The following is a 24,413-nucleotide window of genomic DNA, read 5'->3' as shown; positions in this document are numbered from 1 at the left end:
TTAGATGAATGATTCGCCCCGTGATCATGATGTGGCAACTCTCATGCGCAGATCGCTTGCGATGGCGCGCAATTCGAGAACCACGTCTTGTCCCAACGCCTTTGCAGGACGTTCTACCGAAACGGCCTCAACCGGTACGGCTTCCTCGATGATGTTCTCCACTTCCTCAGGCAACCCTTGCTGCTTGAGATATTCTTTTGCACCAGCCACAGTATACCGCTCGTCTCGCAACAGTCGTTTGATAACGCGCAGAACGGCAAGATCCCGACGTGTGTACACACGATTCCCTGCCCGGTTCTTCTGCGGTCTCAACTGAGAAAACTCACGCTCCCAGTAACGGAGAACGTGCTGCTCCTCACCGATGATCTTGGCGGCCTCGGTGATGGAATGATAAAGCTTCTTAATGGCGTGTTGCATTGGAGTCCGATAATACAAAAAAACCCTCGACGGATTAGGGTCATTCGGTCAGGGGGCGTGTATTTCGTCTGCGATATACCCCAGCCTGCGACGAAACGTTCAGTAGAATCCCTACGGCGATAGCGCTGAAGAACACGCTGGAACCGCCATAGGAAATGAAGGGCATGGGGAGTCCGGTCGTAGGCAACACACCACAGGTAACGCCGGCGTTCACAAAGGCATAAATAGCCAAGGTGGTTGTGATCCCGGCCGCGAGAAGCCGCCCGAATGCGTCGGGTGCCTTTTTTGCCACAGTGTAGCCGCGCCACATGATGAGCACAAAGGCGGAAACCAAGAGGCTCACGCCAAGAAAGCCGTATTCCTCTCCAACAATGCTGAAAATGAAGTCGCCGTAGGATTCCGGCAGAAACCAATCGCGCTGTCGGCTCTGCCCCGGCCCAACACCAGTGATCCCTCCGTTCCCAAAGGCGATCAAGGCTTGGTCGAGCTGGTACCGCACGGGCTCATCCCCTGTGCCTCCGCCAAAAAAGGCCACGAGCCTCTTAAGTCGGTATTCTGCCGTAACAGCATAGGCACTGGCAACAAGGAGCCCCGTACCAACAATAATGAGCAGATGTTTGATATCCACGTCGGCCAAGAACATCATCACCATAACAATGAGGAAGATCACACTTGCCGTGGATAGGTTGGGTTGCAGGGCTATGAGGATACAGACGGGAAGAACCCAGACCATGATGGGAAGGATGCCCTTCTTCCAAGTTCTCAGAGTACTGCGATTGGTACTCAAAAGAGCGGCTGTGTGAATGACGAGTGCGAACTTGGCTAGCTCCGAGGGTTGGAAGTTCACAGGGCCGAGCTTTACCCATCGGCTAGCGCCCTTGATCTCGGTTCCCATCACAAGGACCATGAGCAGGAACCCTATGGCAACCAGCAGGACAGTTGCCGACGTCCCCTGCCACACGCGGTAGTCGATCTTGGCAAAGACGATCATGAGCGTAAGACCGACGAGCACACGGATGGCATGGTTCCATACGAGCTCTTCGCTCGACCCGAACTTGACGTCGGCAAAGGACGCACTGGCCGAATACACAAAGGCAATGCTGAACATCAGCAAGCCGGCGATCGGCAAGAGAATGAGCCAGTCGATATTCGATGGTTCAGGACGGGTGTTCATGCTACGGCAGCTCGATCCAGAAGGTGGTTCCGTGTCCAGGCTGCGTCTCTCGAACAAACAGACGCCCACCATGATAGTCTTCGATGATCCGGCGCGAAAGGGACAGACCTAGACCCCATCCGCGTTTTTTAGTGGTGTACCCTGGCTGAAAGATACGGGAGGCGATCTGACGGGTCATGCCTTTCCCGTTGTCACGAACCACCACAAGTACGCCCTGACCTTTGATCTTCTTCCGAAGAGTGATCTCAATGAGTCCGTCATGCCTCTCAATAGCCTCAACGGCATTCTTGATGAGGTTCTCGATCACCCACTCAAAAAGTTCAATGCTGATGCTTGCCGTGAGCGCTGCATCGAGATTCCTAGAGATGCTCACCTTCCGACCAAGATTTGGGAGCCGTGTCTCAAAATATGTGCACACATGTTCGATCACGGGTCCGAGTGCAACGGTCTCCAGCTTCGGCTGCGAACCGATCTTCGCAAACCGGTTCGCGATCACGTTGAGTCTCTCTACATCTCGCTCCATCTCGCGCGATGTCTCCTCCACCCGATGCGGGTCATGTCTCTCCATCCGTAGGATCTCTAGCCACGCAAGCATGCTGGAAAGGGGCGTTCCCAGCTGGTGGGCGGCTTCCTTGGCCATGCCTACCCAGATGTTCGACTCTTCGTTGCGTCGGATGGTGGAGAAGGCAACGTATCCAACCAAGATGAAGGCGGCTACGATCAGGATCTCCACAAAGGGCATGTAGCGAAGTCTGCGTACGATGGCCGAGTTGGTGTAGAACATCCGTTGCACCACCTTGCCTGTTGGATCCACCATTTCAAACGGCGGATACTCGCGCTTCATTTCTTGGATGTAGGCTCTGAGCCATTCCTTCTGCTGCTGAACGGATAACGTTGTATCCATGTCAACATTCATCATGAACTGCTGATAGGGATACACCGGGTCATCATTTCTGTCAGCAAAGATCACCGGGAAGTGGATGGACGAATACGTCATGTCCACATAGAACAGCAGGTCTTCGTCATTCGTTGATTGATACGATCGTGCAAGCAGGCTCGCATACAGCTCAACGGTGCGCTTCTCATTTGCAACGAGTTCATCAACGAGCGTCTTGGTGTAATACAACACCGCACCCATGATGCCCAGACCAAGGACGGTAAGGAAGACCTTCAGCTGCCATTTCGTGACGCTGGCTCGCCAGATGCGAACTCTATCGGCTCGCCCAACCTTCTGGCCGAGATTCATGTAGCGTCGATCTCAAATCGAACGAATGGATCGCCCCCTACATCGTCGATACCGATCGGGATTCCGCCCTTGACCGTGAATCGGGCCAGCCCCTGCTTGCTGCGCTTGTGAATCACCAGTTCGTAGGTGCCGTCCGCAGGCATCGCAACAAGGACGCTTGACCGTGCACCGCCGGTAACAGGCATGGTAACACGTGGAAGTGACAGTCCGCCGATCTCCACACCATACTCTTTTTTTGAGGGGGCTGAACGATTCGTCAACCCTATCTCGTATCCAAACGACGTGAACTCTCGAACTGTCCGCACGCGAATAGCGAGGAGAGTACGATCTGTATCGGGCTCTGTTTCGCGGGCGAGTGCGACCACGAATTCGTGATCGATAACGGGTTCAATGCGTGCGTCGTTCATGGTCAAAGAAGAACGGATTCGAGTTCATGTTGGTGTACAACCTGCTGTTCACCCGTTTCCATGTTCTTCACAACGGCTGTGCCCTGCGCCAGTTCATCGTCTCCGATCATCACTACCCAACGCACACGCTCTCGATTAGCATCCTTCATCTGTGCCTTCACAGATCTGCGCAGAAGGTCCGTAACAACATGCAGGCCTCGCTTGCGAAGTCGCAAGGCTATGGTGTGCACCGGCAAAAGCGCTGCATCGCCAACGGCACAAACGTAGACGCCGTTAACGGCCTCTTCACCCCAGCCGCCCTGCTCCGCTTCAAGAAGCAACAAGAGTCGCTCAATGCCGATGGAGAATCCTACGGCCGGCACCTCTCCGCCGCCAAGCATGGTGAACAGCGGATCATAGCGCCCTCCGCCACCGATGGCGTTCTGTGTCCCAAGCTCGTTGGTCGTGAACTCGAACACTGTGTGATTGTAGTAGTCAAGACCGCGCACGAGCAACGGATTCATGACATACTTTACACCTGCCACATCCAAGAGTGCTCGTACAGCGGCAAGGTGTGAAGCACTTGCTTCATCTAAGAATGAGCTGAGAAGGGGCGCACCAGCTACGATCGTCTTATCTCGATCTTCTTTCGAATCCAACACCCGTAATGGGTTCGTGGTGATCCTACGCTGTGAATCACCGGAGAGTGCATCTGCATGCGCTGTGAGATACTCAACGAGTGCTGTTCGGTAGGCCAAACGCACGTCAGCTGTACCGAGCGAGTTGAGCTCGAGCGTGTATTGCGTGATCCCAACACGCTGCAGAACCTCGTTGGCAAGGAGAATGATCTCCACGTCACTTTCGGGATTGGGGGAGCCGATACATTCCGCGCCGAACTGATGGAACTGACGGTACCGACCCTTCTGAGGCCTGTCATACCGAAACTGCGGTCCGGCATACCATAAGCGGGTGGTAGGATGATGACGCAAATAGCTGTGCTCGATCATGGCTCGCACGATCGGTGCGGTCATTTCCGGACGCAACGTGAGTGAATCTCCACCGCGATCTTCGAAGGTATACATCTCCTTCCCAACCACGTCTGTGTCCTCTCCAATACCACGTTTGAAGAGCTCGGTGCTCTCAAACATCGGCGTACGGAACTCACTGTAGGCGAAGGCGTTGGCTACATCACGGAAGATCTGCTCGGCGCGGTGCCAAGCGGTCATTTCCGGACCGAAGATATCTCGTGTACCGCGTACGGCTTGGAGACTCACGCGCGTTCCTCCTCGTTCTGCCCCATCAACGCCATCACATCTTCTGTTGAGCGAGCGTTGAGAAGAGCCGTGCGGAACTGCTCCGACCCTACCATGCGGGAGATGCGACTGAGCAACCGAAGGTGAACACCAACGTTGCCTTCAGTGCCTACGAGAAGGAGAATGATCGAGACAGGCTTATCGTCGAGCGCGTCGAAATCTATCGGCGAGGCCAACGTTGCAAGAGCGGCCATCGACCTATCCACAACGTTCGTCTTGCCATGGGGCAAGGCAACGCCGTTGCCAATGCCGGTAGACATGAGCCGCTCACGTTCGAGGATCACGGATCCAAGGGTAACGCGGTCCTGCACCTTGCCACTCTTGGCAAGGAGGTCCACCATTTTGTTGAGTGCATCGGTCTTGTCCTTCACCTCAAGATTGAGGGCAACACAAGCCGGGTCGAGAATGTCAGAGATCTTGATATCCATAGGTGCGAGTCATTGTCCGTCACGCCATTGCGTGACAAGTTCTGCATAGGTGTCTCTGGTTGAACGCGCCTGATCCGCTGAGTCCGCTTCTGCAGTGATCGTGAACAATGCTTCTTCTTTGTCAGGAGCAAGAAGTACTGTTACACCATCCTTGCTTACACGTACACCGTCCACGAGCAAACGTTGCATTCCTTCTGAATGCTCCATTGCCTTGCGCATCACTGTTCCGCGTGCCTCATACGGACACGGAACCGACACGGTGGATTGATGACGTTTCGGCAGAGTTCGGTCGAGTTCCGAGAGTTGGTGATCTGTTTGAGCAAGCATGTCGAGGATCCTACATGCTGTATACATTCCATCAGAGGCCTGAAGGAATTCGGGAAAGATGAAACCGCCGCGCGTACCACCAACGAACCGAACTCGGTCGTCCTTGGTTGCCTCCATCATCGCGCCATGCGAATTGCGGATACGCACAACCTCAACGTTGTATCCGGCCGCGATCTTTTCGATCTCTTCGGTGGCTTGAACAGGAATAGCGATCAGATATGGTTCGTGCTGACGGTTCGTATCGAGGAAGAGCTTGGTTACGATCGACAGAAGGCGCAAGGATGTATACCATATCCCTCGCTCATCAACGAGGGCGATCTTCTCAACACCGGGATCGATCTTGAATCCGATCTCGTAACCAAGTGATCGCATAATGATGGACGACTCATCGAGAACTTCTGCCAACGGGTCTGCAAAGTGAGATGCATCCACATAGCTGTTCATCCCAAGCGTGCGGCATTTGAGTTCGCCGAGAATCTGTGGGAACACCGTAGCCGCAAGACCGAATGAATAGTCTACCAAGAGATTGAACTGCCTGTTCCGAATACGTTCCGTGTTCAATGCCGTGAGGAACCGCTCGATGTACATCGCCGTTGAACGTTCCGGAAATGCCAAACGCCCAACGTTCTCGAACTCAACACGCTTGATGTCTTCGCCAAAGAAGAAACGCTCTACGGATTTTGTCTGGGCCAACGGGATATCTCGACCATCCTTACCGAAGAGAATGATGTCTGTGAATCCGTGTTTCTTTGGGGAGCGTCGAACGTGGAACCCGGCCACATACTTTCCGCTGTGAAGTTCTTGTCGGGTTTGCGGTATTGACGTTGTCTGAAGATCGGACACATTGATACCAGCGCTCATAAGTCCGGCTGTGATACTGCGCTTGATCATACGCGACACGGCATCATCATCTCGTGAGGCAATGATCGTTGTACCCGCACCTAACGACGTGCCAAGAGCAGCACCGAGTTTTGCTGAAAACTCCGGATTCACTTCAATGTTGGAGATACCGCTGATACGTGCATCGGTGAACAATTCACGGGACCAGCGTTCTTCTTGGACAAGGCTATGCGTCACAACGGCGTGAGACTCTACAACCTTACGTGGCCAGAGTTTCACACCCGAGACTAAACGTGCATCATTACCGATTACACAGTCTTCCGCAACGATGGCATTCTCGCCGATCGATGCCTGGGATCCTATTGTTGTGTCATTACAGACCACGGCGTGCGTGATCTCTACGAACTCACCAACGTTCACATCATTCCAGAGCACTGCACCATCAATGGATGCTCCTGCACCGATCGTACAACCGTCTCCGATCACACAGTTCGTAAGCCGAACATGATCTCCGATCACCACCTCATCACCGATGATCACAAGACCTTCCAGCTCTGCCGTCGGCGATAACTGGAGTCCGGCGCCACAGTAACTCGAGTCGCATTTCTCACCCTTGAGCTCAACACGAACACGTCCGGCAAGCACATCATCGTGTGCCAATTGGTATTCGTGGAGATTGCCAATGTCCTTCCAATATCCATCAGCAACGTAGCCGAAAAGGGGCAGCCCCTTTTGTAGCATAAGCGGATAGAGGTCCTTGCTGAAATCGAATTCCGTTTTCGGCGGAATGAGATCCATAACATCCGGTTCGAGGATATAGATACCCGTGTTGATCGTATCGCTGAAGACTTCGCCCCATGATGGCTTCTCGAGGAACCGAGTGATGCGACCATTGTCGTCCGTCATCACGATGCCGTATTGAAGGGGCTGAGGGACACGTGTAAGAACGATGGTGGCCATTGCTCCGCGTTCTTCATGGAAGGCAACGGCCTTTTCGATATCAATGTCGGTGAGCACGTCGCCGGAGATGATGATGAATCGCTCATCAAGAAACGACTCCGCATTCTTCACACTGCCGGCTGTACCGAAGTCTGCCTCGGCAAGCATGTATCGCATGGAGATATCGTGCGCTGTTCCTTCGCCGAAGAATTCCGTGATGTGTTCCGGCTGGAAGTACAGCAAGGAAACCACATCTCTGATGCCGTGACGCTTGAGGAGCTCCACGATGTGTTCCATCATGGGGCGGTTTGCCACGGGGACCATGGGCTTGGGGATGGACATGGTAAGCGGACGCAAACGAGTCCCGAATCCCCCGGCCATGATAACGGCCTTGCGAATGCTCATGCTATGGTCAGTTCAGCGTGAATGATGCGCTACGAGTGGCACAAACATAGCCACCAAAAGGTCAACGCCGAGCCCCCTTCTGAGGACTCGGCGCAGACAAATGTTGCGGATCGGACTGATCGGATCAGAACGTGACGATCACGATCCGATATTCTGTCATCCTCCCGGAAGAATCACGGAGCTTCTGGATCTGAACCTTGGAGTATGGTGCACAGACCGACCGTCCATAGTCTAGCCCGACCAAGGTACAGGGGAAGAAATACCCCTCGGCTGCCAAGGTGTTCTGATACCCCCGAACGGCGTTGGCGAGGGCCATTGCCACGGTTAAGGACGTGCGAGACCACGAGCAGATCTGACCAAATGTGGTACTCCACGGGATCATCACTCCGGTTGAGCAGGACGCGGCTGGATATGATGGGTCAGGTAGCATCAATGTAGCCGATGAGCTGCCCCCTCCAATGGCTTCAAGCCAAGACCTCAGAGCCGGATAGATACAATCCGAGAGAACTGATGGATCTGTATTCCCGGCATTCGACAGAAGCATCCCCACACCCGCATCCGTAAAGTCCGGCGTTGTTCTGACCGGTGTGGTGCTCGTATCGATTGACATCGTCTTCGTCTTCGGCGGCATCGGTGGCCGTGGTCCCGTTGGCACAAAGGCGATGGACGACGGAACATCACCAATACGGACGGTTATGCTGTCTGGTAGTGCAGAATATCGCTTAACGTTGGCACTATCCAACCGTGCGAGGATATTCTTGGCATCTACGGGTCGGTCTAGTGACTTCTTCTCGCACCCAACGAGCACCATCATTAGACCAAAGATCAATAACGTGACCTTTTTCATCTCCCCTCCCAAGTATAAAAACGAACTACCGTCATTCATCGTTATTCAAGCGGAGTCGTTCTAGGACTCCGGAGTCTTCTAGAGTACTGATGTCACCGCTTACCCCGCCCCCTGCAACGATCTCACGGAGAAGTCTGCGCATGATCTTCCCACTGCGAGTCTTTGGCAGCGAATCAGCAAATCGAACCTCATCGGGCTTTGCGATGTGTCCGATCTCCTTCGCCACATGAGTACGTAATTCTTCACGGAGTTTGTCGAGGTTAGCCCCCTTCGCACTTGACGTGAGAGAGACAAAGGCCACAAGCGCGTTCCCTTTCACCTCGTCAGGTCTGGTAACGACAGCAGCTTCGGCCACCAATCTATGAGCAACGAGGGCACTTTCGATCTCTGCTGTGCCGAGTCGGTGCCCGCTCACGTTCACCACATCATCCACTCGCCCGATGATCCAGATATAGCCGTCCTTGTCCTTCCGAGCCCCATCACCGGTGAAATACCACCCAGGGTGTGAACGTGTCTTGGGGAACTCGCTCCAATAGGCTTCGCGATATCGATCATCATTGCCGTAAATCGTGCGCAACATCGATGGCCACGGGTGCTGAACCACAAGCAGTCCGCCTTCATTCGCCGAGCACGACGTACCGTCTTTCCGAACAACATCAACAAGGATGCCGGGAAGGGGCTTTGTAGCTGTCCCCGGTTTTGTTGACGTTGCACCGGGGATAGGAGCGATCATGATGGCACCGGTCTCTGTTTGCCACCACGTATCAACGATCGGACAACGTTCGTGTCCGATAACCGAGTGGTACCACATCCATGCTTCGGGGTTGATCGGCTCGCCTACGGTCCCGAGTAGTCGAAGGGAAGAGAGATCATGTTTCCTTGGCCATGCCTCGCCCCATTTCATAAATGCGCGAATGGCAGTTGGCGCAGTATAGAAGATCGTAACGGCGTGACGTTCAATGATGTCCCAAAATCGGTCGGGCTCGGGCCAATTAGGAGCCCCTTCATACATCACGATGGTGGCACCGTTCATGAGCGGACCATAGACGATGTAGCTGTGTCCGGTGATCCATCCGATATCGGCCGTGCAGAAGTACACATCATCATCGCGCATGTCGAACACCATCTTCGTGGTGTAGGCAACCTGCGTGAGATAGCCACCAGTGGTATGCAGGATGCCCTTGGGCTTTCCTGTGGATCCGCTTGTGTAGAGAATAAAGAGCGGATGTTCACTCGGAAGCTTCGCGGGTTCGTGTGAGCGTGATGCGCCGTCAAGAAGTTCATGCCACCAGTGATCACGTCCGGCCTTCATTGTTGTTCGTTCTGATGTGCGCCGAAGCACAACAACATGCTTGATGGACTTGCATCCCTTAACGGCGAGATCAGCAGCCGCTTTCAAATGCACTGCGTCGCCCCTTCTCCATGCTGCATCTTGTGTGACAAGGACAACGGCCTGTGAGTCGTTGATGCGCTCTCGCAATGCTTCGCTGCTGAATCCACCAAAGACAACGTTGTGGACGGCGCCGATGCGGGAACATGCCAACATCGCGATCACTGCTTCGGGGACCATACCCATGTAGATCGCAACAACGTCTCCCTTCTTCACTCCAAGTCCGAGAAGGGCATTGGCGGCTTTGCAGACCTCTGCATGAAGCTGATGGTAAGTGAGTGTCCGTGTATCACCCGGCTCACCTTCCCATACGATGGCAGCCTTGTTGCGCCTCCACGAACCGAGATGTCTATCAAGGCAGTTCATGGAGGCATTGGTGGTTCCGCCTACAAACCACTCAGCATGCGGATGTTTCCACACGAATGGTTTCTTCCAAGGGGCGAACCACGCAAGCTCACGCGCTCTTTCTTCCCAGAATCCTACCACATCCTCTGCTGCCTCAGCCGTGAGTCTGGAGAGTGCAACCTTCGTTCCAAGATGGGATGACTTTGCGAACGCCTTTGGCGGCGGAAACGTCCGCAGCTCCGTCATCACAGAGGAGATCTTCGTTTCTTTCGATACGATCTTAGCCATTGTTCACCCTATCTAGCGTCCGACGTAGGTAATTCACTTGGCCGAGGTGATACGCGGCGTGCGTACATAGGATCAGCAACACATTCATTACCGTTCTCTCTTCTCCAAACGTGGACAGAGGATACCTATCATCCAAACGTTCATTCGTCAATTGTTCGAACGTATTGCGCACCTGCTCGCGTGTCTCAGAAATGTCGAATAGAAGAACATCGCGTGGTATGTCTCGCTGACTGAACTCAGCCGCGCGATCGCGCACAAATCCCGTATCTCCCAACACCGAACCAATGAAGTGATTCATGTTCCCGATGAGGTGCAAGGCAAGTGTTCCGGCACTATTTGATACTTGACCTTGGGTCGTCCACAGATCTTCTTCGGCAGAGAAGGCACTGATCTCCTTCGACAGCCCGTCCAAACTTGCGAACAATGAATCACGAAAAAAGGTTGTTGTCTGCATAACAAAGCCTTCTATTTCACAAGGGCGGAGATCGCCTTGAACTCTGGTGTACCCGAAACTCTCAGCAATTCAAAAAGTATCGACTCGCTAGTTGTGATCACGGCGCCGGCTTGACGCATGCGCTCGATGGCGATGCGTTTGTCATTTGGCGAGCGTGAGGAGACGCAGTCTTCCACTACATAGGCACGTTGTCCTTGAGCGATGAGATCGAGCACCGTCTGTAAGACGCAGACGTGTGTCTCGATCCCAAAGAGGATCACTGAATGTCGGGCAGCACCAAGCACAACTGCTTCAACGGCATCGTTACCGCAGCAGCTGAACGTCATCTTCTCGATGGGGTCGAAAGGTCCGAGTGCTTCGGCAATTGGTGCGATCGTTGGACCCAGCCCCTTTGTGTATTGCTGTGTTACGATGATCGGAACTCCGATCACTTGGAGCCCCTTGATGAGAATGCCACAGCGTTGGGCAAGGGCCTCGTTTCCGTCGATGTGCGGGAACAGACGTTCTTGAATATCGATGCAGATCGCAACTGCGTGATTCGCTTCCAGTTTCATGATCTTCTCCACCCACAGTGATTATGGAGCACAATCTACGACCCCAATCGGAGGTTTGTACTGGCGAGCGTCAACCTCGCTGTGTGAGGATCACGCCGATCAGTGCGATGACACCCCCAACCAGGAACAGGGGTGTAGGTTCCGTCCCAAAGATGATCAGGGCAAGAATGGAGGTGATGATGGGCTGCAGATTATTGAACACAGCAACACGTCCGGCATCCATGTGATTCAGGGCGTAGTACCAAAGCGCGTATCCAATGCCAGACGTGATAACGCCTAGATAGAAGAGCTGCGACCACGTGGCCAGCCATGTTTCATCGGTAAGGGGCAATGCAGCATCGTGAATGGGGATCATTGCCCACACCGGGATGTAGAGTGCAAGTCCGGCAAAGAAGGTTAAGGCCGTTGCGTAGATGGGGCCATATTTGGCCACGATCGGTCGACCAAGAACGGTGAACCCGGCCCAGGACATACTTGCACCGAGGACCATGATGTTGCCGAGGGTCTGATCCGGAGACAATGCAGCACCGCGATCAACGAGGACAATGGCTGCTCCTACAAAGGCGACCACCACTCCAAGCATACGTTTCCAGCCAGGATGTTCCCTGCGGAACATCAGTAGAATGATCACTACAAAGGCCGGCGTAAGCGCATAGGCAAGTGAGGCGTTGGGTGCAGTGGTGTACTTCACGCCCCAGATGAAGAGGAGCTGGTTGATCGGCATGTTGATCAGTCCGAGCAGGAGCAACCGTGGGATGTCCTCACGATCAATGCTGCGAACCTTACTGCGACGTATCAACACGTAGATACCAAAGGCCACACATGTAAAGAGTCCGCGGATCAAGACCACCGTTGTAGGATGTAACGTGAGTGTTACGTTCTTCGCTACAAGGTGCGTGCTTGACGATATAAGCTGTTGCAGCAGAAGTAGAAGGTAGATCACGAGAGATGCTCTCTGATCAACGCAACGGCCACCTTCGCCTGACGTTCATAAGAAAGATCGTGTATGTCACGACATGCATGCTGCAGGGCCTCGCGTGTTGTTGGTTGCATCACGCGCTCCATGGCCGCCAATATCGATGCAGGCGTGAGCGCACGATCAACCAACACTCCAACGGGATGTCTGATGATGTGATCGTGCAGTGCCGGCAGGTCTGTGACGAGACTCGGCACACCAGCCATCATGTATTCGAAGAGCTTATTCGGTAACGCATACTCGTAACTCAAAGAAACAGGTTCGATCAAACACAACCCAATATCCAACCCACAGGTAAGCGCATGGAGATCATCGTACGGCACAGAGCCATACCACGTTACGCGGTCTGCAACCCCTAACTCCTCGGATAACCTAGCCAGATCTGGTTGGGCAGGACCATCACCGATCACCACCAGGTGAACATCGGGCATCAGTGTCATCGCCTTCATGAAGGGGGCTAACCCACGACCATGGTGGATGACGCCTTGGTATCCTGCTAGAGTGTTAGAGTGCGAGATTGGTAGAGGGAGAGAGGAACGCAGAGGTGAAGGGATGCGGTCTTTGAATGGAGGGGTGTTGAGGATGACGACCGGGCGTTTCGGCAAAGAGAAGTGCTGTTGGACGATATCAGCATCGAGTTCGCCCGAGACGATCACATCGTGCACGTCTGTAAGGAGTCTGCGTTCATGCGAGGCAAGGACCTTCTGCTTGATTCCCTTCCCGGCAAGGGGGCCAAGAGCAAAGTAGAACTCGCGCATGTCGTAGAGAAGGTGCACGGCATGTTTCTTTGAGTACGAACGTGCTGCCGAAAGTGCAAAGAGGTCCATTGCTACTACGAGTCTCGGGCGCACAGTCAGTGCCGCAACGTTCTTGTTGAACGTCCACCAACGGCGAATGGCGCGTTTCTCGGAGTCCTTAGCCGACATGCCAACTACGTCAACGGAAAGCCCTGCTGCCTTCAACGCGCGGGCAAGGTTCAACGTGCGTGCATCTCGTGTGACGTCTGCCACAGCCAGAAGCAACACATCCACGTTATGGAGTGATCGAGAGATGGTAGGTGCTCCGCAAGATCCCGCGGGCATCAAAACGTTCTTTGAAATTGATGAGACCGACGGACGGCGTCATCGGATCCGGGTCCTTGGTGTCCTGAGAGACACCGATGTCCACCCACTCATACCCATTCTCAATAGCCCACCGACATGTTTCGTGCATCACCAGGTAGATCGGTCTCAAATGCTCGTACTCGTATCGAAGCATGTTGTAGAAGCAGAGGACAACCTTGGGGTTTGCGAGAAAGAGGAGCGAACCGGCAATCGCAACATTGTCCTTATACACAAGCATAAGCTTGAGCTTCTCCGGCATCAGCTCGCGGAGTTTGAGAAGATCGTCCAATGTGTGCGTGGGCAGAACGCCGTGACGGGCCTTGTTCTCCAAGAGGATCTCGTGGAACGTGGCGTAGTCCTCACTGTCGCGGATGGTGATCTCGCCCTCGCGAATGATCCGATTGATACTCTTGCGCGCGGTTGCATCGAAGTACTTCGCAAAATCCTTCCCGTGTTTCAGGTCAATAGCATGCGAAATGTAATGCAGCTCAAAACTTGCCTTGCGGTAGAGCATGGCGTATTCGTGGTGCTGACTGTAGTTCCTCGTATACACGATGGGCGCCGGAATCAAATAGGCATCTCGAATACCAGTCTGTTTACAGTAGTTGATGAATGCATCAACGATGGCGAGAGTGAGCTCGAAGGAGATATCCTGCGTGCAGATCGATCCGTACGAGGCACCCATGGGCGACCAAAAAGCCCCTTCCTTGTTTATGCCGCCTGGAAGAACACCAACAAGTTTTCCACCGTGACGGAACATCAGGTGATGCCAGTTCCATTTCCCTTCTGGATGATAGTCCAAGAAGCGATGGAGGTGGAACATGGTACCGTTGTTCGAACTCTCAACGAAGGTCTCCCATTCGTTTCGGTCGGCGGCGGTATACGGATGAACGGTAATTGCGTATGGCATGGTAGGTTTCTGATGACGAAGTTAACGCGGTATATTTGGACGACAAGATTCACACACCATTGTTTGGAGCTCAGCATGAAGAAATTTTTCCTAGTCCTCGTCGCAGCCGTGATGATGTCGGGTGCCGCTACTGTCTCCGCACAGAGCCCTAGCGAGGCATTCGGTTTGGGCGCTTCACTTGGTTGGTATAACGCCGGCGGTCACCTCGTATACGCCATCACTCCAGCCGTCCACGTGGGTACTCAGTTTGGTCTTTTGATCTCTGATGGAAACACCGAGCTCACGTTTGCTCCATACGGCAAGTTTCTCTTCAAGGGCACAAAGGAACTCAAGCCATTCGTGATCGGTCAGTTTTTCATCTCCTCCAGCTCAGTTGAGGGATCTTCGTCAACCGGATTGCTCTTTGGTGGTGGTGCTGAGTATTTCATCACGAGCAATTTTGGACTCTTCGCACAGATCGCCGTCCTGAGACTCCCCTTCAGCCCTTCCGGCTCCAAGGTTTCCTTCGGGCTAGCAACACCGGCCATCGGTGCTGAGTGGTTCTTCTGATCGCATAACTGAAATAAGGAACATCGCGGGCGTCGTCAGATCCTGACGACGCCCGCTTCCGTATGACACAAGCCCCCTCTCATATTGCCGTCCTCCGTACCGATCGCCTCGGCGATATGGTGCTCACCCTTCCAATGTTCAATGCCCTGCGAAGCAGGTTTCCGCAGGCACACCTCACTCTCATCACGCGATCCTACGTGCGCCCCCTGGTGCATGAGGCAGATGTGATCGATGACGTGATCTACCTGGACGAAGATCAACGTCCTCTTCGTGAGATCCTCCGCATGGAGGGCATCGACACGATCTTCTTCCCTCGCCCTCGTTTCTCCGAGGCTTGGGAGGCCTTCCGTGCAGGTGTGAGCCGCAGGATCGGCAGCGGATATCGCTGGTATTCGATGCTGTTCACTACTCGAGTAAAAGAACATCGCTCTGATGCGTCCTACCACGAAGCAGAATACAATGTTCGGATGGTGTCTCATGCATTTGGTGGCAAACAACCGCCCGTTGAGCTCGTTTCTCCCCGACATGAGAACGTTGCAACAAAGAGCACTCCTCCGTGGATCATCATTCATCCCGGTTCAGGCGGCTCTGCGCATGACTGGCCGGCAGAACGCTTCGGTCAGCTCGCCAAACGGTTGTCAGATGAACTCAATGCCCACATCATCGTTACCGGCATTGAGTCAGAACGCTCGGTATGTGATGCCGTGATGTCTGTGTGTCCGGAGGCGGACGATCTGTGCGGGACATTGGACCTCGACGATATGATCGACCTCATCGCCTCTTCATGTGTTCTCTGTGCGAACTCCACGGGCGTGCTGCATATCGCTGCGGCCCTTGGCGTTGGTGTTGTTGGTTTCTATCCTACCACGCCATCGATGAGTGCAAAACGCTGGGGACCGTATACAGAACACGCTGTTGTGCTGGAGAGCGGTCTCGGTGATGATATGAAGAAGATCTCTGTGGACGCTGCCGTGGCTGCGGTGAAGTCTCTTCTCTAGGCCAGATCCGCACGGAGGATGGCTCGCACGCGCTCTACATCGTCAGCAGTATCCACACTCACAGCATCGTGTTCGATCTCAACACACGTGATATGAGCCCCATACTCAAGCAACCGAAGCTGCTCAAGATGCTCCATCCGTTCTAGAGGCGAAGGGGGCAGCATAACGTGTTGTTTCAACGACTCTGCCGTATATGCATAGAGTCCGATATGTTTCCAGTACTCCCCCGTTGCCAACCATTGCGCAACTTCCACGCCGCGCACGTGTGGGATCGGTGATCGTGAGAAATACAGCGCTCGTCCGGTTGCCGTGAGCGCTACCTTTACCACGTTGGGATCGGCAAGATCGAGTACAGACGAAATACGTTTCACCGGGGTAGCCACATCGGCGCCCTGACTGCGAAGTGCTTCAACACAGTGTGTAAGGACGTTTGGCTGCAAGAGTGGTTCATCACCCTGAATGTTGACGATCACGTCAGGAGCGATTTTCAGTGCACGTATGGCCGCATAACATCTGTCCGTTCCGCTGGGCTCATCTGGAGACGTGAGTACCACCTCCGCACGGATCCTCTGGGCCTCAGCAACGATGTGTTCACTATCTGTGGCGATCACCACTCTGTCGAACGTTGACGCTGCCATGGCTGCACGCCATACACGCTCGATCATCGTTTGACCCTCTAGATCGATAAGGGGCTTTCCCGGCAACCGCGTTGACGCGTACCGTGCCGGAATGATACCTACGATCATCCCAGAACCTTGGGCACCTTGATAAAGGCTTCGTTCTTTCGTGGAGCATTGCGCAGGGCCTCTTCCGTTGTGAGGCACTCCCCAACAATGTCTTCGCGAAGGACATTCACGGTGTTGTTCACAGACGTGAGTGGTTCAACACCTGACATGTCTACGGAGTTGATCGCACCCACATAGTCCACGATGCTGGAGAACTGCTCGGCAAATGCCTCAGCCTCAGCATCCGTGAATCTCAGTCGGGCGAGTTCAGCAATGCGATGGATATCGGATACATTCATACCTGCGAATCTACGTTGTTCGCGATGATCTGCCGAACCTGTGCCATAAGCCCCTTTTCGATCTCACGTGTGGCCGGCTGGGGAACAGCTATCGGGGCGTCGATTCTCAGCGTGACATTTCCGCCCTGAATATGCCTTGTCTTCTTTGGAAGGATCCCTGCAGTTCCGGTCAGGGAAAGGGGCACAATGGTCCGCCCACTGCGAACGGCAAGGGCAAAGGCACCTCTGCGGAATACTCCTACATTACCGTCTTCGGATCGAGTGCCCTCCGGAAAGACAAGCACGGAGCTGCCTGTGCTGAGTGTTTCAACAACGGAATCCAGCACATCGCTGGCTTCTCGACTCCTCTCTCTGTCGATCGCGATGTAGGGCGAAAACCGGAGACACCAGCCAAAGATGGGAATCTTTCGGAGTTCACGTTTGTACATGATGCGCACATTATCCGGCACGTTGGCAAGGATCACCGGAATGTCAAACAAACTGGCGTGGTTGGAAACGTAGATGTGACGTTCACCCGGACGGAGGGCAGAAGCCCCTTCCATAGTTACGTGGACATTGGAAAACCACAAAAGCAATTTTGACCACGACCGGGAATAGGCAAAGAAGACCTCTTCATTGCGAAAGAGGATCATATGCATCATCGCAACAACAGCATAAAGCGCGGTTACTACGAAGATCACTGCCAGAATCAGCCATGTTCTCATTCCACAAACCTCGGAAGGAAGAGCTCCACGGGCAAGTTCTGCACTTTCCGTAGGTTTGAATCATGCCCGGACTCGAAGATCTCGCCTCAATGCTCGGCATACCCGAGCCCGATAAAAACAATCCCACTGCCAAGGCCGATGATAAACGTCGCGGTCATGACGGTCAGGTTCTCCAACTCCGCGTGCGTGTTGAAAAACGTCGTGGCAAGCCCGTATCCATCGCATGGGGCTTCTTCTCCCATCCCATGGAGCTCAACCGACTCCTCACCCTCTTCAAGAAAACCCTCGGCGCCGGCGGTCAACTCGTTGATCAAACGATCGAAATGCAAGGCGACCACGCAGAGCGTATGAAGAAGGTGCTTGAAGCAGAAGGATATCGGTTGAAGAAATGACTGATGACTAGTTACTAGTTACTAATTACTAGTTACTAGTTACTAGTTACTAATTACTAGTTACTAGTTACTAGTTACTAATGACGGTCATTAATCACAAGTAGCAAGTAACTGGTAACTAGTAACTAGTAACTCGTAACTGGTAACTAGTAACTAGTAACTAGTAACTAGTAACTAGTAACTAGTAACTAGTAACTAGTCTCCAAATGCTGACGGATTAAGACCCACACCAGTCCGGAAACGTATCGCTCCGTTGAGGTCGATGGCGATCACTTCTCCATCAGTAACGTAGGAGCGAGCGTTGCCAACGAGGAGGATGTTCTGCTGGGTCCACCAACCGAGTGAATACCAAACATCGTTGCCGTTTCCGGAAACATGTTGGATAAGGGGCGTTGTAGTGCGTGTTGTGTGATCATACGCATCGATGCCCGCTCTGTGAAGGATGTAGATACGTCCAGATTGCTGGTCAACAACAAGCCCCTTGGGAGAGTTATAGCGTTGATGATCGATGATGGTGTTGGCCGTTGGGTCATAGAGCACAACACCGCCTAGGGAGTCGGGCTGCGACGCAAGGTGACGGTAGACGATCCATACTCTGTTGCGCTGTGGGTCTGCAGTACACGACATCACGTTGGGAAGTCCAGGTATTGTATTCACAATGCGTAGATCCCGTGCGTCGAGGATGCTTACCGTGCCTGCCCCTTCTTCTTTACTACGTAGATCTCCTAGACCACTGTTGGCAACGTAGATCTTGTTGTCCATCACGCAGAGTCCCTCCGGTGCCGGACCCGTGGGTGCCTTGGCAACGCGTACGCTGAGGTTACGAAGATGAATCTCGGCAATACAGTCATCGTTGAGAATGGAACACACGGCCGAAGTGTCATTAAGCAGGGAGAGCTTGTAGGGTTCTCTGCCTCGGTCAAAAAGAATGCGACCTTGCCACGTTCCGGTCTTGCGATGGAAGACCTCTATGCTACCGGATGAACTTGCACAGACATAGACGCTGTCTCCGTGGATGAGAATGTCGCTGCCCGTATCTCCCAGACGCAGATCGGCATTGCGGGTTGATACAACATCGCGTTCTGCGGCTCCAGACGGAGTAACATAGGATAACGTTGCATTGTTCTGACGCCACAACCCTTCACAGACAACGAATACTCCCCCCTCGGTGAGAGGTGTTGTTGTCACGGCAGGAGCAGTGGGCACAGGAACACATCGCACAACACCAAGGGCAATGATGGCAATGATGATGTTCTTCATCGCAACACCTTGAGCGTTGTGCGCTGCATTTCATCGTCGATCACCACAAACAACGCGCCTGAGGTGAAGGGGGCGAGATCGAACATGATCACGCCCGATTGTATAGAGGCACGATACAGCACAGTCCCCTGTACATCGAAGACGGAGAGTGTGGAAGGACGTAGGGCATCCACTCTGACGATCGACGTTTGAACAACATCGGTCAATGCCTGTGCAAAGGCAGCAGGCATTGCGTGCAGTCCGATGACAACATCAAGATCGAATCCGGACAATGTTGGATCAAAGAATGGATGAGACGGATCATTACGGATGATGGAAGTCACATCGGTGATGCGGATCCACCGAACGGTGTCGACGCCGATCGTTGCAAGATCGAATGTGTCTCCCCCACTCACAGTTGGATCAAACGGATCATACCCTGTTGTTGGTGTGATGCCGGCACATCCCTTCAACGTGAGTGAATCAAAGGGGAACGGCTTCCACGTTAGGCCGTCCTTGCTTACCTCAACCATGGCCGGCTCTGCATAGATCCTTCCGAGGAAACGGAAGGCGTTCTCGAAGATCGTGAAGTCGGCTCCCGGACCATCTATGATCACGGCTGAACGGAACCCAACCACGATCGCACCACCGAGTCCGATGGAACAGACATCACGTGGTTCGGTCAATGGCACGGTATCAGAGGCAAGGGGCGCTGGACCGGTGAAGATGTTGGTTGGGAAGAAGATGGGACCTTGTCCGGTGGATTGTCCAACACCGGGTGTGAAGCGTGTAACGGTATCACAGCGCTGTGGTGTGTATTGTGCAATCGCTACGCTTGCAGCGAGCAGAAGCACGATGATCACCGACGGCATCTGCCTGCCGATCACATTCTTCCAATCAAAGGGGCAGTGTCTGCAAGCACTACCGCAGCACGTTCCTCTACACTCATGAGCAAGCCGCGTAAGGACCATGTACCCTGTTGTTGGGTCGATGTATGTATCCTTCCCTTCAGCAACGGCGGCATCATGAAGGTGTTGACATTCCACGCTGATCAGCTGACGTTTCATGGCAACACCTCGATCGATGTTGCCAAGCGAACGACACGTCCGGGCATTGGAAAGCCCCGTATCACCTGGTACGAAACGTCGAAGAGATTGTCCACCTGGATCCGCACGTCTGCACGAGTGGAAAGCCCCTTCACATGAACTCCGATCTGTGCGCCGACCACGGCAAAGGGCTGCATCAACGACGTGTATTCCCCGCCGGCTTGGGCGTATCGGTAGCCGGTATAGGTCCAGGTAAGAGACCCGTTCCAGACCTCGTCATCCCATTGCACCATCAACGACGCGAGCTCCGGAACGGCATATGGGATCATCGTTCCATCAAGGCCTGGCCTGCTGGTTTCATCTGTTACGTGCTGCAATGTGTACGACCACTGTGCGATCAATCGTCCGTTGAACCACGAACCGCGCGACGTGAGTTCCAAACCAAGCGAGCGAGCAGATCCAACGTTCTGTGCACTGGTGATAACGGGGCTCACCGGAACCGACACGATGAGGTTGGTGGTGAAGATCGCGAAGGCATCGAGGTCGATACTAAGCCAGGAGAACGGTCGAGAAACTACACCCACGTCGAACGAATGTGATCTCTCCGGTTGCAACGTGCGTGTTCCGTAGTTGAGGAAGTACAGCTCATTGAACGTGGGCGGACGGAAGTTATAGCTCCACGTCGTACGTAGAGAGAGTGTTGGGAGCACCGCGTATCGGAGAGCGATAAGGGGCGAAACGGCCCATCCAACGTCTGAGAATCCGTCGAGTCGAAGGGCGAGTCGCATGTCGAGATCCGAATTCACCATCCATTGCCAGTCAGTTGCGAGTCCAACAGATCTGCGGATAACCATCGAACCTGTGTCCGTTACGATCTCATCACCGATGAGATCTGCATATCCGGCATCGATCCGAGTAGTATGGACAAGACCAACTGCAGAGCCACTCAATGTTGCACCGAAGGATACATCGTGCTGCAGATAGTCAACGTCTATTCCATCCGGACCAGTAATGTTAGCATCCGGATCAACGTAGTGTTGAACGAGAATACGTCCGGAACCATTGACCACGACCGCGCCGAGCGATGTTGTTGCAACGGGGATGCGCAGAAGGCCAACGAGGTCGTTATCGGAAAGACGAGCATTGGCATTAGTCACGTTTCCTTGCACCACTGCGCCAGGAACACCTCTATCGCTTGATCTGCCGAACAACGTGATGGATCCTAGATCATCTGATTCACATCGCACGGTGCCGAACGTGGAACGGACATCACCGTTCTGTCGGTTGATCTCATACGTTTCACCGAATTGATCCGTGGTGAACGGGAATGAACCTGCGCTGCCAAGGGATTCAACATCAACACCGATCCTGACCGATCCGATGTTGGCCGTTGCTCCCATTGCAAGCCGCCACTCATCGAAAGATCCACCGCCGGCAAAGGCGCGGACAGATGGTGTTGACGGTACACGAAGTTGCACGTCCATCGCACCGGTCAGCGCATTTGCGCCATAGAGTGCGCTTACTCCGCCGCGTATCACATCAACGTTGTCTACGAAGCGCGCCGGGAGAAGTCCAAGATCAATGGTACCGGCCTGTGCCGAAGACATGCGCGCACCGTCGATCATAACCAATGCTTGAGACGAGGAGCCCCCTCGGATAGAAAAAGTCTTGAGTCCGCCCAGTCCACCATAATCACGAACGAACACTCCCGGTATGAGTGGTAGGACAGAGACCAACGATTGTGGTGCCAATCGAGCAAGGAGTGTATTGTCGAGCCTTGTGATCGGCATCCCTGCTCCAGTTTCGTCTGTAAGCCACCGTTCGGCTACAACGTTCACTGCAGGCAGCACCGTTGTATCGGCGCGCACACTATCATTCGCAGCAGGTGCTGTGAAAGCAAGGGAACAGGACAGCAGGAGGGTATGGAGCATTTTTTCGTGAACAGCAAAACTACGGTGTTCTTTGCCATCGATTTCCGTTGTAGAATTGCGCTTCGGCTCATGGGGGTAGAAAACAACACAAACCTGGGAGGGTTCATGAAGAGAGTCTTAAAATGGCTCGGTTTTGCCGTGCTTGCGATCGTTTTGTTGATTGGGGGCTTTGCCCTTTTCATTCAATTCCGATCATTGCCGTCGTATGACGTAGCTGTACCTAATGTAACAGTGGAAAGCACGCCTGAGCGAGTGGCGCGAGGACGCCATTTGGCAATGTCGCTCTGCGCTGAGTGTCACCGACATCCAACCACCCGCACGCTATCCGGCACGCAGATGCTGGACCTGCCGGAGCAATTCGGCATTGCGTATTCAAAGAACATCACCAATCACCCAACCAAGGGGATCGGTGCGTGGAAGGACGGGGAGCTGTTGTGGTTGCTGCGAACGGGGATCCATCCGAAGACCGGACTCTATGTACCGCCGTGGATGCCCAAGTTCGTGCATATGAGTGATGAAGATCTCAAGTCGATCGTTGCCTGGTTGCGCAGTGATGATGCAATGGTTGCATCAACCGAACAGACGAACATTGAATCAAGTCCATCGTGGTTTGCCAAGTTCCTAGCAACTGTTGCATTCAAGCCATTCGACTACCCTGCGGCGCCGATCGCACAGCCGGACACAACGAATCTGGTTGCATACGGAAAGTATCTGGCCACCGGTGTGTACGATTGTTATGCATGTCACTCAGCCGATATCGCAACAATGAATCAGCTTGAGCCTGAGAAGACGCCGGGGTTTTTTGGAGGGGGCACGCAGATGCTTGATGTGAACCGCAATCCGATGTATGCAACGAACATCACGTTCGACAAGACGCATGGGATAGGGGCGTGGACAGAAGAGCAATTTGTTAGTGCATTGCGTGATGGTTTCCGTCCGAACGGCAAACCCATCAAGTATCCAATGCCTCGCGGCGTGCACATGACTGACCTGGAGCTGCGTGCGATGTATGCCTACATCAAGACCGTACCCACGAGTACGAACGTTGTGCCGCCGAGCCACGTCTACACACCAGAACCAGGTGCCAGTGTCGGTGAGAAAGCCTACCTATCCTACGGTTGTGTGAATTGTCACGGCAGCAAGGGCGTTGGGTATGGAGATCTTCGTCTGGCCGACAAGAAGTATCCCGACGACTCAACCCTGATCTCCGTGATCCGCAACGTCCGGTCGTATTATCCTGAATCCACCATGCCAGTATGGGATGGTCGGATCAAGGAAGATGAATACGCTTCACTTGCTGCGCACGTTCGGAAGCTGGGTACGCAAGGGGCTCCATAACATTTTAGCACACTCATCTTAACGTACTTGATGAAACGGGCATAGACTTGTATGTTTGTGCCCCTTGGTCGTTTAGCTCAGCCGGTTCAGAGCGTTCGCCTCACACGCGAAAGGTCGTAGGTTCAAGTCCTACAACGACCACCAAGGTTAATGTGCTAATGTGCTAGTGTGTTAGAGTGCTAGTGTGCTAGAGTGTTAGAGTGCTAGATTGGTAGAGTGCTAGATCGTTTCGAGACCGTTAAGCTTACAGAGCCAGCCGAGGTGGCCGGCGTGGGTGCCTTCGTGGCGGATAGCGTGATAAACGATATCTCGTTTAGTAGATGTTGGTCCGAACAGTTCGATCTGAGCGGGATCGCCGAAGTCTGTTTGAGAGCGTATGGCCGCAAGTGCGGCAGCATGGACCCGATCGAGGTCTACGCGGATCTCATTCAGCGACGGCCAAGAGTCTTGCGGTTCTGACGATGTACCATATTGAAACTGATCGAGCCACGGGATGGGAAGGGGCTCAGCACCAAGGGCACGGACCACAAGTTCATGTTCTGCCCATGTTAGATGGGCAGCTATCCATGTGATACAGTTGAGCTTATGATCGCCCACTTGGATCTGGAGTAGCGGATCAACGACATCGAGTTTTGACAGATAGTATCGAGAGAGTTTCCGCGTTTTGTCGAGGATCTCGGCCACGGTTTCTTGTTCAGAACGGACGATCATTTTGTACTCAAGGTTGTTCGATAACGGAGAGTTTGGCGAAGTGACAGAAAGTGTAGAAGGTAAGCCGAAGGCACGACAAAAGCTGGCAACCACACCATTGGCCACGTTGCCATGATCGTATTTGGTGGGACGGTTGTGA

At 53.6% G+C, this 24,413-nt stretch carries 26 protein-coding genes and 1 tRNA gene (1 of these 27 running past the window's edge); 5 read left to right on the top strand and 22 right to left on the bottom strand.

From position 1 onward, the window contains the following. Nucleotides 1-24 precede the first annotated feature (24 nt). From IPI29_00455 to IPI29_00390, 14 genes are all read right to left on the bottom strand, one after another. On the bottom strand, nucleotides 25-417 hold the full coding sequence (locus tag IPI29_00455; GenBank protein MBK7411014.1) for a MerR family transcriptional regulator: 393 nt from the start codon (nucleotides 415-417) through the stop codon (nucleotides 25-27). 40 nt (nucleotides 418-457) lie between these two features. Next, nucleotides 458-1,591 carry a putative lipid II flippase FtsW gene (gene ftsW / locus IPI29_00450; protein MBK7411013.1) on the bottom strand — a complete coding sequence of 378 codons (1,134 nt, stop codon included), beginning with the start codon at nucleotides 1,589-1,591 and terminating at the stop codon, nucleotides 458-460. Between the two features lies 1 nt (nucleotide 1,592). Continuing rightward, on the bottom strand, nucleotides 1,593-2,837 hold the full coding sequence (locus tag IPI29_00445) for a HAMP domain-containing histidine kinase (GenBank protein MBK7411012.1): 1,245 nt from the start codon (nucleotides 2,835-2,837) through the stop codon (nucleotides 1,593-1,595). Then, nucleotides 2,834-3,244, bottom strand: a complete 411-nt coding sequence (locus IPI29_00440; GenBank protein MBK7411011.1) for a hypothetical protein — start codon at nucleotides 3,242-3,244, stop codon at nucleotides 2,834-2,836. The genes IPI29_00445 and IPI29_00440 overlap by 4 nt, the downstream gene beginning before the upstream one ends. 2 nt (nucleotides 3,245-3,246) lie before the next feature. Beyond that, a complete protein-coding gene (locus tag IPI29_00435; protein ID MBK7411010.1) occupies nucleotides 3,247-4,449 on the bottom strand; it encodes a histidine--tRNA ligase in 1,203 nt (400 codons plus the stop codon). A gap of 44 nt (nucleotides 4,450-4,493) precedes the next feature. Further along, on the bottom strand, nucleotides 4,494-4,964 hold the full coding sequence (locus IPI29_00430) for a PTS sugar transporter subunit IIA (GenBank protein ID MBK7411009.1): 471 nt from the start codon (nucleotides 4,962-4,964) through the stop codon (nucleotides 4,494-4,496). 9 nt (nucleotides 4,965-4,973) lie between these two features. Further along, complete coding sequence (locus tag IPI29_00425) at nucleotides 4,974-7,475, bottom strand: NTP transferase domain-containing protein (GenBank protein ID MBK7411008.1); 2,502 nt, start codon at nucleotides 7,473-7,475, stop codon at nucleotides 4,974-4,976. 124 nt (nucleotides 7,476-7,599) lie between these two features. Further along, nucleotides 7,600-8,322, bottom strand: a complete 723-nt coding sequence (locus tag IPI29_00420; GenBank protein ID MBK7411007.1) for a hypothetical protein — start codon at nucleotides 8,320-8,322, stop codon at nucleotides 7,600-7,602. Nucleotides 8,323-8,353: 31 nt separating this feature from the next. Further along, on the bottom strand, nucleotides 8,354-10,345 hold the full coding sequence (gene acs / locus IPI29_00415; GenBank protein MBK7411006.1) for an acetate--CoA ligase: 1,992 nt from the start codon (nucleotides 10,343-10,345) through the stop codon (nucleotides 8,354-8,356). Next, nucleotides 10,338-10,799 carry a DinB family protein gene (locus tag IPI29_00410; protein MBK7411005.1) on the bottom strand — a complete coding sequence of 154 codons (462 nt, stop codon included), beginning with the start codon at nucleotides 10,797-10,799 and terminating at the stop codon, nucleotides 10,338-10,340. The genes acs and IPI29_00410 overlap by 8 nt, the downstream gene beginning before the upstream one ends. Before the next feature lie 11 nt (nucleotides 10,800-10,810). After that, nucleotides 10,811-11,353 carry a hydrolase gene (locus IPI29_00405; GenBank protein ID MBK7411004.1) on the bottom strand — a complete coding sequence of 181 codons (543 nt, stop codon included), beginning with the start codon at nucleotides 11,351-11,353 and terminating at the stop codon, nucleotides 10,811-10,813. Between the two features lie 70 nt (nucleotides 11,354-11,423). Next, nucleotides 11,424-12,296 carry an EamA family transporter gene (locus IPI29_00400; GenBank protein MBK7411003.1) on the bottom strand — a complete coding sequence of 291 codons (873 nt, stop codon included), beginning with the start codon at nucleotides 12,294-12,296 and terminating at the stop codon, nucleotides 11,424-11,426. Further along, the gene (locus IPI29_00395; protein ID MBK7411002.1) at nucleotides 12,293-13,411 is read right to left on the bottom strand and encodes a glycosyltransferase; all 1,119 of its coding nucleotides are present in this window, start codon (nucleotides 13,409-13,411) and stop codon (nucleotides 12,293-12,295) included. The genes IPI29_00400 and IPI29_00395 overlap by 4 nt, the downstream gene beginning before the upstream one ends. Next, a complete protein-coding gene (locus tag IPI29_00390; protein MBK7411001.1) occupies nucleotides 13,362-14,342 on the bottom strand; it encodes a GNAT family N-acetyltransferase in 981 nt (326 codons plus the stop codon). The genes IPI29_00395 and IPI29_00390 overlap by 50 nt, the downstream gene beginning before the upstream one ends. Before the next feature lie 75 nt (nucleotides 14,343-14,417). Here IPI29_00390 and IPI29_00385 point away from each other — a divergent pair, with 75 nt between their 5' ends. Together IPI29_00385 and IPI29_00380 are read left to right on the top strand one after the other, a co-directional pair. Then, a complete protein-coding gene (locus IPI29_00385) occupies nucleotides 14,418-14,891 on the top strand; it encodes a hypothetical protein (GenBank protein ID MBK7411000.1) in 474 nt (157 codons plus the stop codon). Nucleotides 14,892-14,953: 62 nt separating this feature from the next. Next, nucleotides 14,954-15,889: a glycosyltransferase family 9 protein gene (locus IPI29_00380; protein MBK7410999.1), complete on the top strand. Its 936-nt coding sequence runs from the start codon at nucleotides 14,954-14,956 to the stop codon at nucleotides 15,887-15,889. Here the strand turns inward: IPI29_00380 and kdsB are convergent. The 3 genes from kdsB to IPI29_00365 are packed head-to-tail and all read right to left on the bottom strand — an operon-like array spanning nucleotide 15,886 to nucleotide 17,617. Next, on the bottom strand, nucleotides 15,886-16,635 hold the full coding sequence (gene kdsB, locus IPI29_00375) for a 3-deoxy-manno-octulosonate cytidylyltransferase (GenBank protein ID MBK7410998.1): 750 nt from the start codon (nucleotides 16,633-16,635) through the stop codon (nucleotides 15,886-15,888). The two genes, IPI29_00380 and kdsB, sit on opposite strands and share 4 nt — an antisense overlap. Further along, nucleotides 16,632-16,913: an Asp-tRNA(Asn)/Glu-tRNA(Gln) amidotransferase subunit GatC gene (gatC, locus tag IPI29_00370; GenBank protein MBK7410997.1), complete on the bottom strand. Its 282-nt coding sequence runs from the start codon at nucleotides 16,911-16,913 to the stop codon at nucleotides 16,632-16,634. The genes kdsB and gatC overlap by 4 nt, the downstream gene beginning before the upstream one ends. Next, entirely contained in the window at nucleotides 16,910-17,617 is a 708-nt protein-coding gene (locus IPI29_00365) for a 1-acyl-sn-glycerol-3-phosphate acyltransferase (protein ID MBK7410996.1), read from the bottom strand. Before IPI29_00365 ends, gatC begins: the two co-directional genes overlap by 4 nt. Nucleotides 17,618-17,679: 62 nt before the next feature. On the opposite strand from IPI29_00365, the gene IPI29_00360 reads away from it, so the two are divergent. Continuing rightward, on the top strand, nucleotides 17,680-18,009 hold the full coding sequence (locus IPI29_00360) for a translation initiation factor (GenBank protein ID MBK7410995.1): 330 nt from the start codon (nucleotides 17,680-17,682) through the stop codon (nucleotides 18,007-18,009). Nucleotides 18,010-18,204: 195 nt separating this feature from the next. Here the strand turns inward: IPI29_00360 and IPI29_00355 are convergent, their stop codons facing one another. Genes IPI29_00355 through IPI29_00345 form a run of 3 tightly spaced genes read right to left on the bottom strand, consistent with a single transcriptional unit; the run spans nucleotide 18,205 to nucleotide 22,225 of the window. After that, nucleotides 18,205-19,269 carry a hypothetical protein gene (locus IPI29_00355; protein MBK7410994.1) on the bottom strand — a complete coding sequence of 355 codons (1,065 nt, stop codon included), beginning with the start codon at nucleotides 19,267-19,269 and terminating at the stop codon, nucleotides 18,205-18,207. Next, nucleotides 19,266-20,315 carry a hypothetical protein gene (locus IPI29_00350; protein MBK7410993.1) on the bottom strand — a complete coding sequence of 350 codons (1,050 nt, stop codon included), beginning with the start codon at nucleotides 20,313-20,315 and terminating at the stop codon, nucleotides 19,266-19,268. Before IPI29_00350 ends, IPI29_00355 begins: the two co-directional genes overlap by 4 nt. Continuing rightward, nucleotides 20,312-22,225: a TonB-dependent receptor gene (locus tag IPI29_00345; protein ID MBK7410992.1), complete on the bottom strand. Its 1,914-nt coding sequence runs from the start codon at nucleotides 22,223-22,225 to the stop codon at nucleotides 20,312-20,314. Before IPI29_00345 ends, IPI29_00350 begins: the two co-directional genes overlap by 4 nt. 105 nt (nucleotides 22,226-22,330) lie before the next feature. On the opposite strand from IPI29_00345, the gene IPI29_00340 reads away from it, so the two are divergent. Then, nucleotides 22,331-23,563, top strand: a complete 1,233-nt coding sequence (locus IPI29_00340; GenBank protein ID MBK7410991.1) for a c-type cytochrome — start codon at nucleotides 22,331-22,333, stop codon at nucleotides 23,561-23,563. 66 nt (nucleotides 23,564-23,629) lie between these two features. Then, nucleotides 23,630-23,707 (top strand) — tRNA-Val (locus IPI29_00335). 75 nt (nucleotides 23,708-23,782) lie between these two features. Here the strand turns inward: IPI29_00335 and IPI29_00330 are convergent. Both IPI29_00330 and IPI29_00325 read right to left on the bottom strand, forming a co-directional pair. Further along, on the bottom strand, nucleotides 23,783-24,274 hold the full coding sequence (locus IPI29_00330; GenBank protein MBK7410990.1) for a DinB family protein: 492 nt from the start codon (nucleotides 24,272-24,274) through the stop codon (nucleotides 23,783-23,785). Then, nucleotides 24,271-24,413, bottom strand: partial view of a hypothetical protein gene (locus tag IPI29_00325; protein MBK7410989.1) — the final stretch only. 553 nt of this gene lie beyond the right edge of the window; only the last 143 of its 696 coding nucleotides appear in the window; its start codon lies beyond the right edge, outside the window; the stop codon is at nucleotides 24,271-24,273. Before IPI29_00325 ends, IPI29_00330 begins: the two co-directional genes overlap by 4 nt.

The organism is Ignavibacteria bacterium (genome assembly GCA_016707005.1).
Classification (GTDB): domain Bacteria; phylum Bacteroidota; class Ignavibacteria; order Kapaibacteriales; family Kapaibacteriaceae; genus UBA10438.
This window is presented reverse-complemented; position numbering and strand designations above follow the sequence as displayed.

Excerpts from the sequence above, each read along its gene's own strand:
- kdsB (MBK7410998.1), bottom strand. The coding sequence starts at position 16,635 with ATGATCGTAGGTATCATTCCGGCACGGTACGCGTCAACGCGGTTGCCG.
- IPI29_00330 (MBK7410990.1), bottom strand. The coding sequence starts at position 24,274 with ATGATCGTCCGTTCTGAACAAGAAACCGTGGCCGAGATCCTCGACAAA.
- IPI29_00385 (MBK7411000.1), top strand. The coding sequence starts at position 14,418 with ATGAAGAAATTTTTCCTAGTCCTCGTCGCAGCCGTGATGATGTCGGGT.
- IPI29_00425 (MBK7411008.1), bottom strand. The coding sequence starts at position 7,475 with ATGAGCATTCGCAAGGCCGTTATCATGGCCGGGGGATTCGGGACTCGT.
- acs (MBK7411006.1), bottom strand. The coding sequence starts at position 10,345 with ATGGCTAAGATCGTATCGAAAGAAACGAAGATCTCCTCTGTGATGACG.
- IPI29_00345 (MBK7410992.1), bottom strand. The coding sequence starts at position 22,225 with ATGCTCCATACCCTCCTGCTGTCCTGTTCCCTTGCTTTCACAGCACCT.
- IPI29_00440 (MBK7411011.1), bottom strand. The coding sequence starts at position 3,244 with ATGAACGACGCACGCATTGAACCCGTTATCGATCACGAATTCGTGGTC.
- IPI29_00390 (MBK7411001.1), bottom strand. The coding sequence starts at position 14,342 with ATGCCATACGCAATTACCGTTCATCCGTATACCGCCGCCGACCGAAAC.
- IPI29_00420 (MBK7411007.1), bottom strand. The coding sequence starts at position 8,322 with ATGAAAAAGGTCACGTTATTGATCTTTGGTCTAATGATGGTGCTCGTT.
- IPI29_00455 (MBK7411014.1), bottom strand. The coding sequence starts at position 417 with ATGCAACACGCCATTAAGAAGCTTTATCATTCCATCACCGAGGCCGCC.
- IPI29_00445 (MBK7411012.1), bottom strand. The coding sequence starts at position 2,837 with ATGAATCTCGGCCAGAAGGTTGGGCGAGCCGATAGAGTTCGCATCTGG.
- IPI29_00355 (MBK7410994.1), bottom strand. The coding sequence starts at position 19,269 with ATGAAGAACATCATCATTGCCATCATTGCCCTTGGTGTTGTGCGATGT.
- IPI29_00360 (MBK7410995.1), top strand. The coding sequence starts at position 17,680 with ATGCCCGGACTCGAAGATCTCGCCTCAATGCTCGGCATACCCGAGCCC.
- IPI29_00340 (MBK7410991.1), top strand. The coding sequence starts at position 22,331 with ATGAAGAGAGTCTTAAAATGGCTCGGTTTTGCCGTGCTTGCGATCGTT.
- IPI29_00430 (MBK7411009.1), bottom strand. The coding sequence starts at position 4,964 with ATGGATATCAAGATCTCTGACATTCTCGACCCGGCTTGTGTTGCCCTC.
- ftsW (MBK7411013.1), bottom strand. The coding sequence starts at position 1,591 with ATGAACACCCGTCCTGAACCATCGAATATCGACTGGCTCATTCTCTTG.
- gatC (MBK7410997.1), bottom strand. The coding sequence starts at position 16,913 with ATGAATGTATCCGATATCCATCGCATTGCTGAACTCGCCCGACTGAGA.
- IPI29_00435 (MBK7411010.1), bottom strand. The coding sequence starts at position 4,449 with ATGACCGCTTGGCACCGCGCCGAGCAGATCTTCCGTGATGTAGCCAAC.
- IPI29_00380 (MBK7410999.1), top strand. The coding sequence starts at position 14,954 with ATGACACAAGCCCCCTCTCATATTGCCGTCCTCCGTACCGATCGCCTC.
- IPI29_00410 (MBK7411005.1), bottom strand. The coding sequence starts at position 10,799 with ATGCAGACAACAACCTTTTTTCGTGATTCATTGTTCGCAAGTTTGGAC.
- IPI29_00350 (MBK7410993.1), bottom strand. The coding sequence starts at position 20,315 with ATGAAACGTCAGCTGATCAGCGTGGAATGTCAACACCTTCATGATGCC.
- IPI29_00365 (MBK7410996.1), bottom strand. The coding sequence starts at position 17,617 with ATGAGAACATGGCTGATTCTGGCAGTGATCTTCGTAGTAACCGCGCTT.
- IPI29_00395 (MBK7411002.1), bottom strand. The coding sequence starts at position 13,411 with ATGCCCGCGGGATCTTGCGGAGCACCTACCATCTCTCGATCACTCCAT.
- IPI29_00405 (MBK7411004.1), bottom strand. The coding sequence starts at position 11,353 with ATGAAACTGGAAGCGAATCACGCAGTTGCGATCTGCATCGATATTCAA.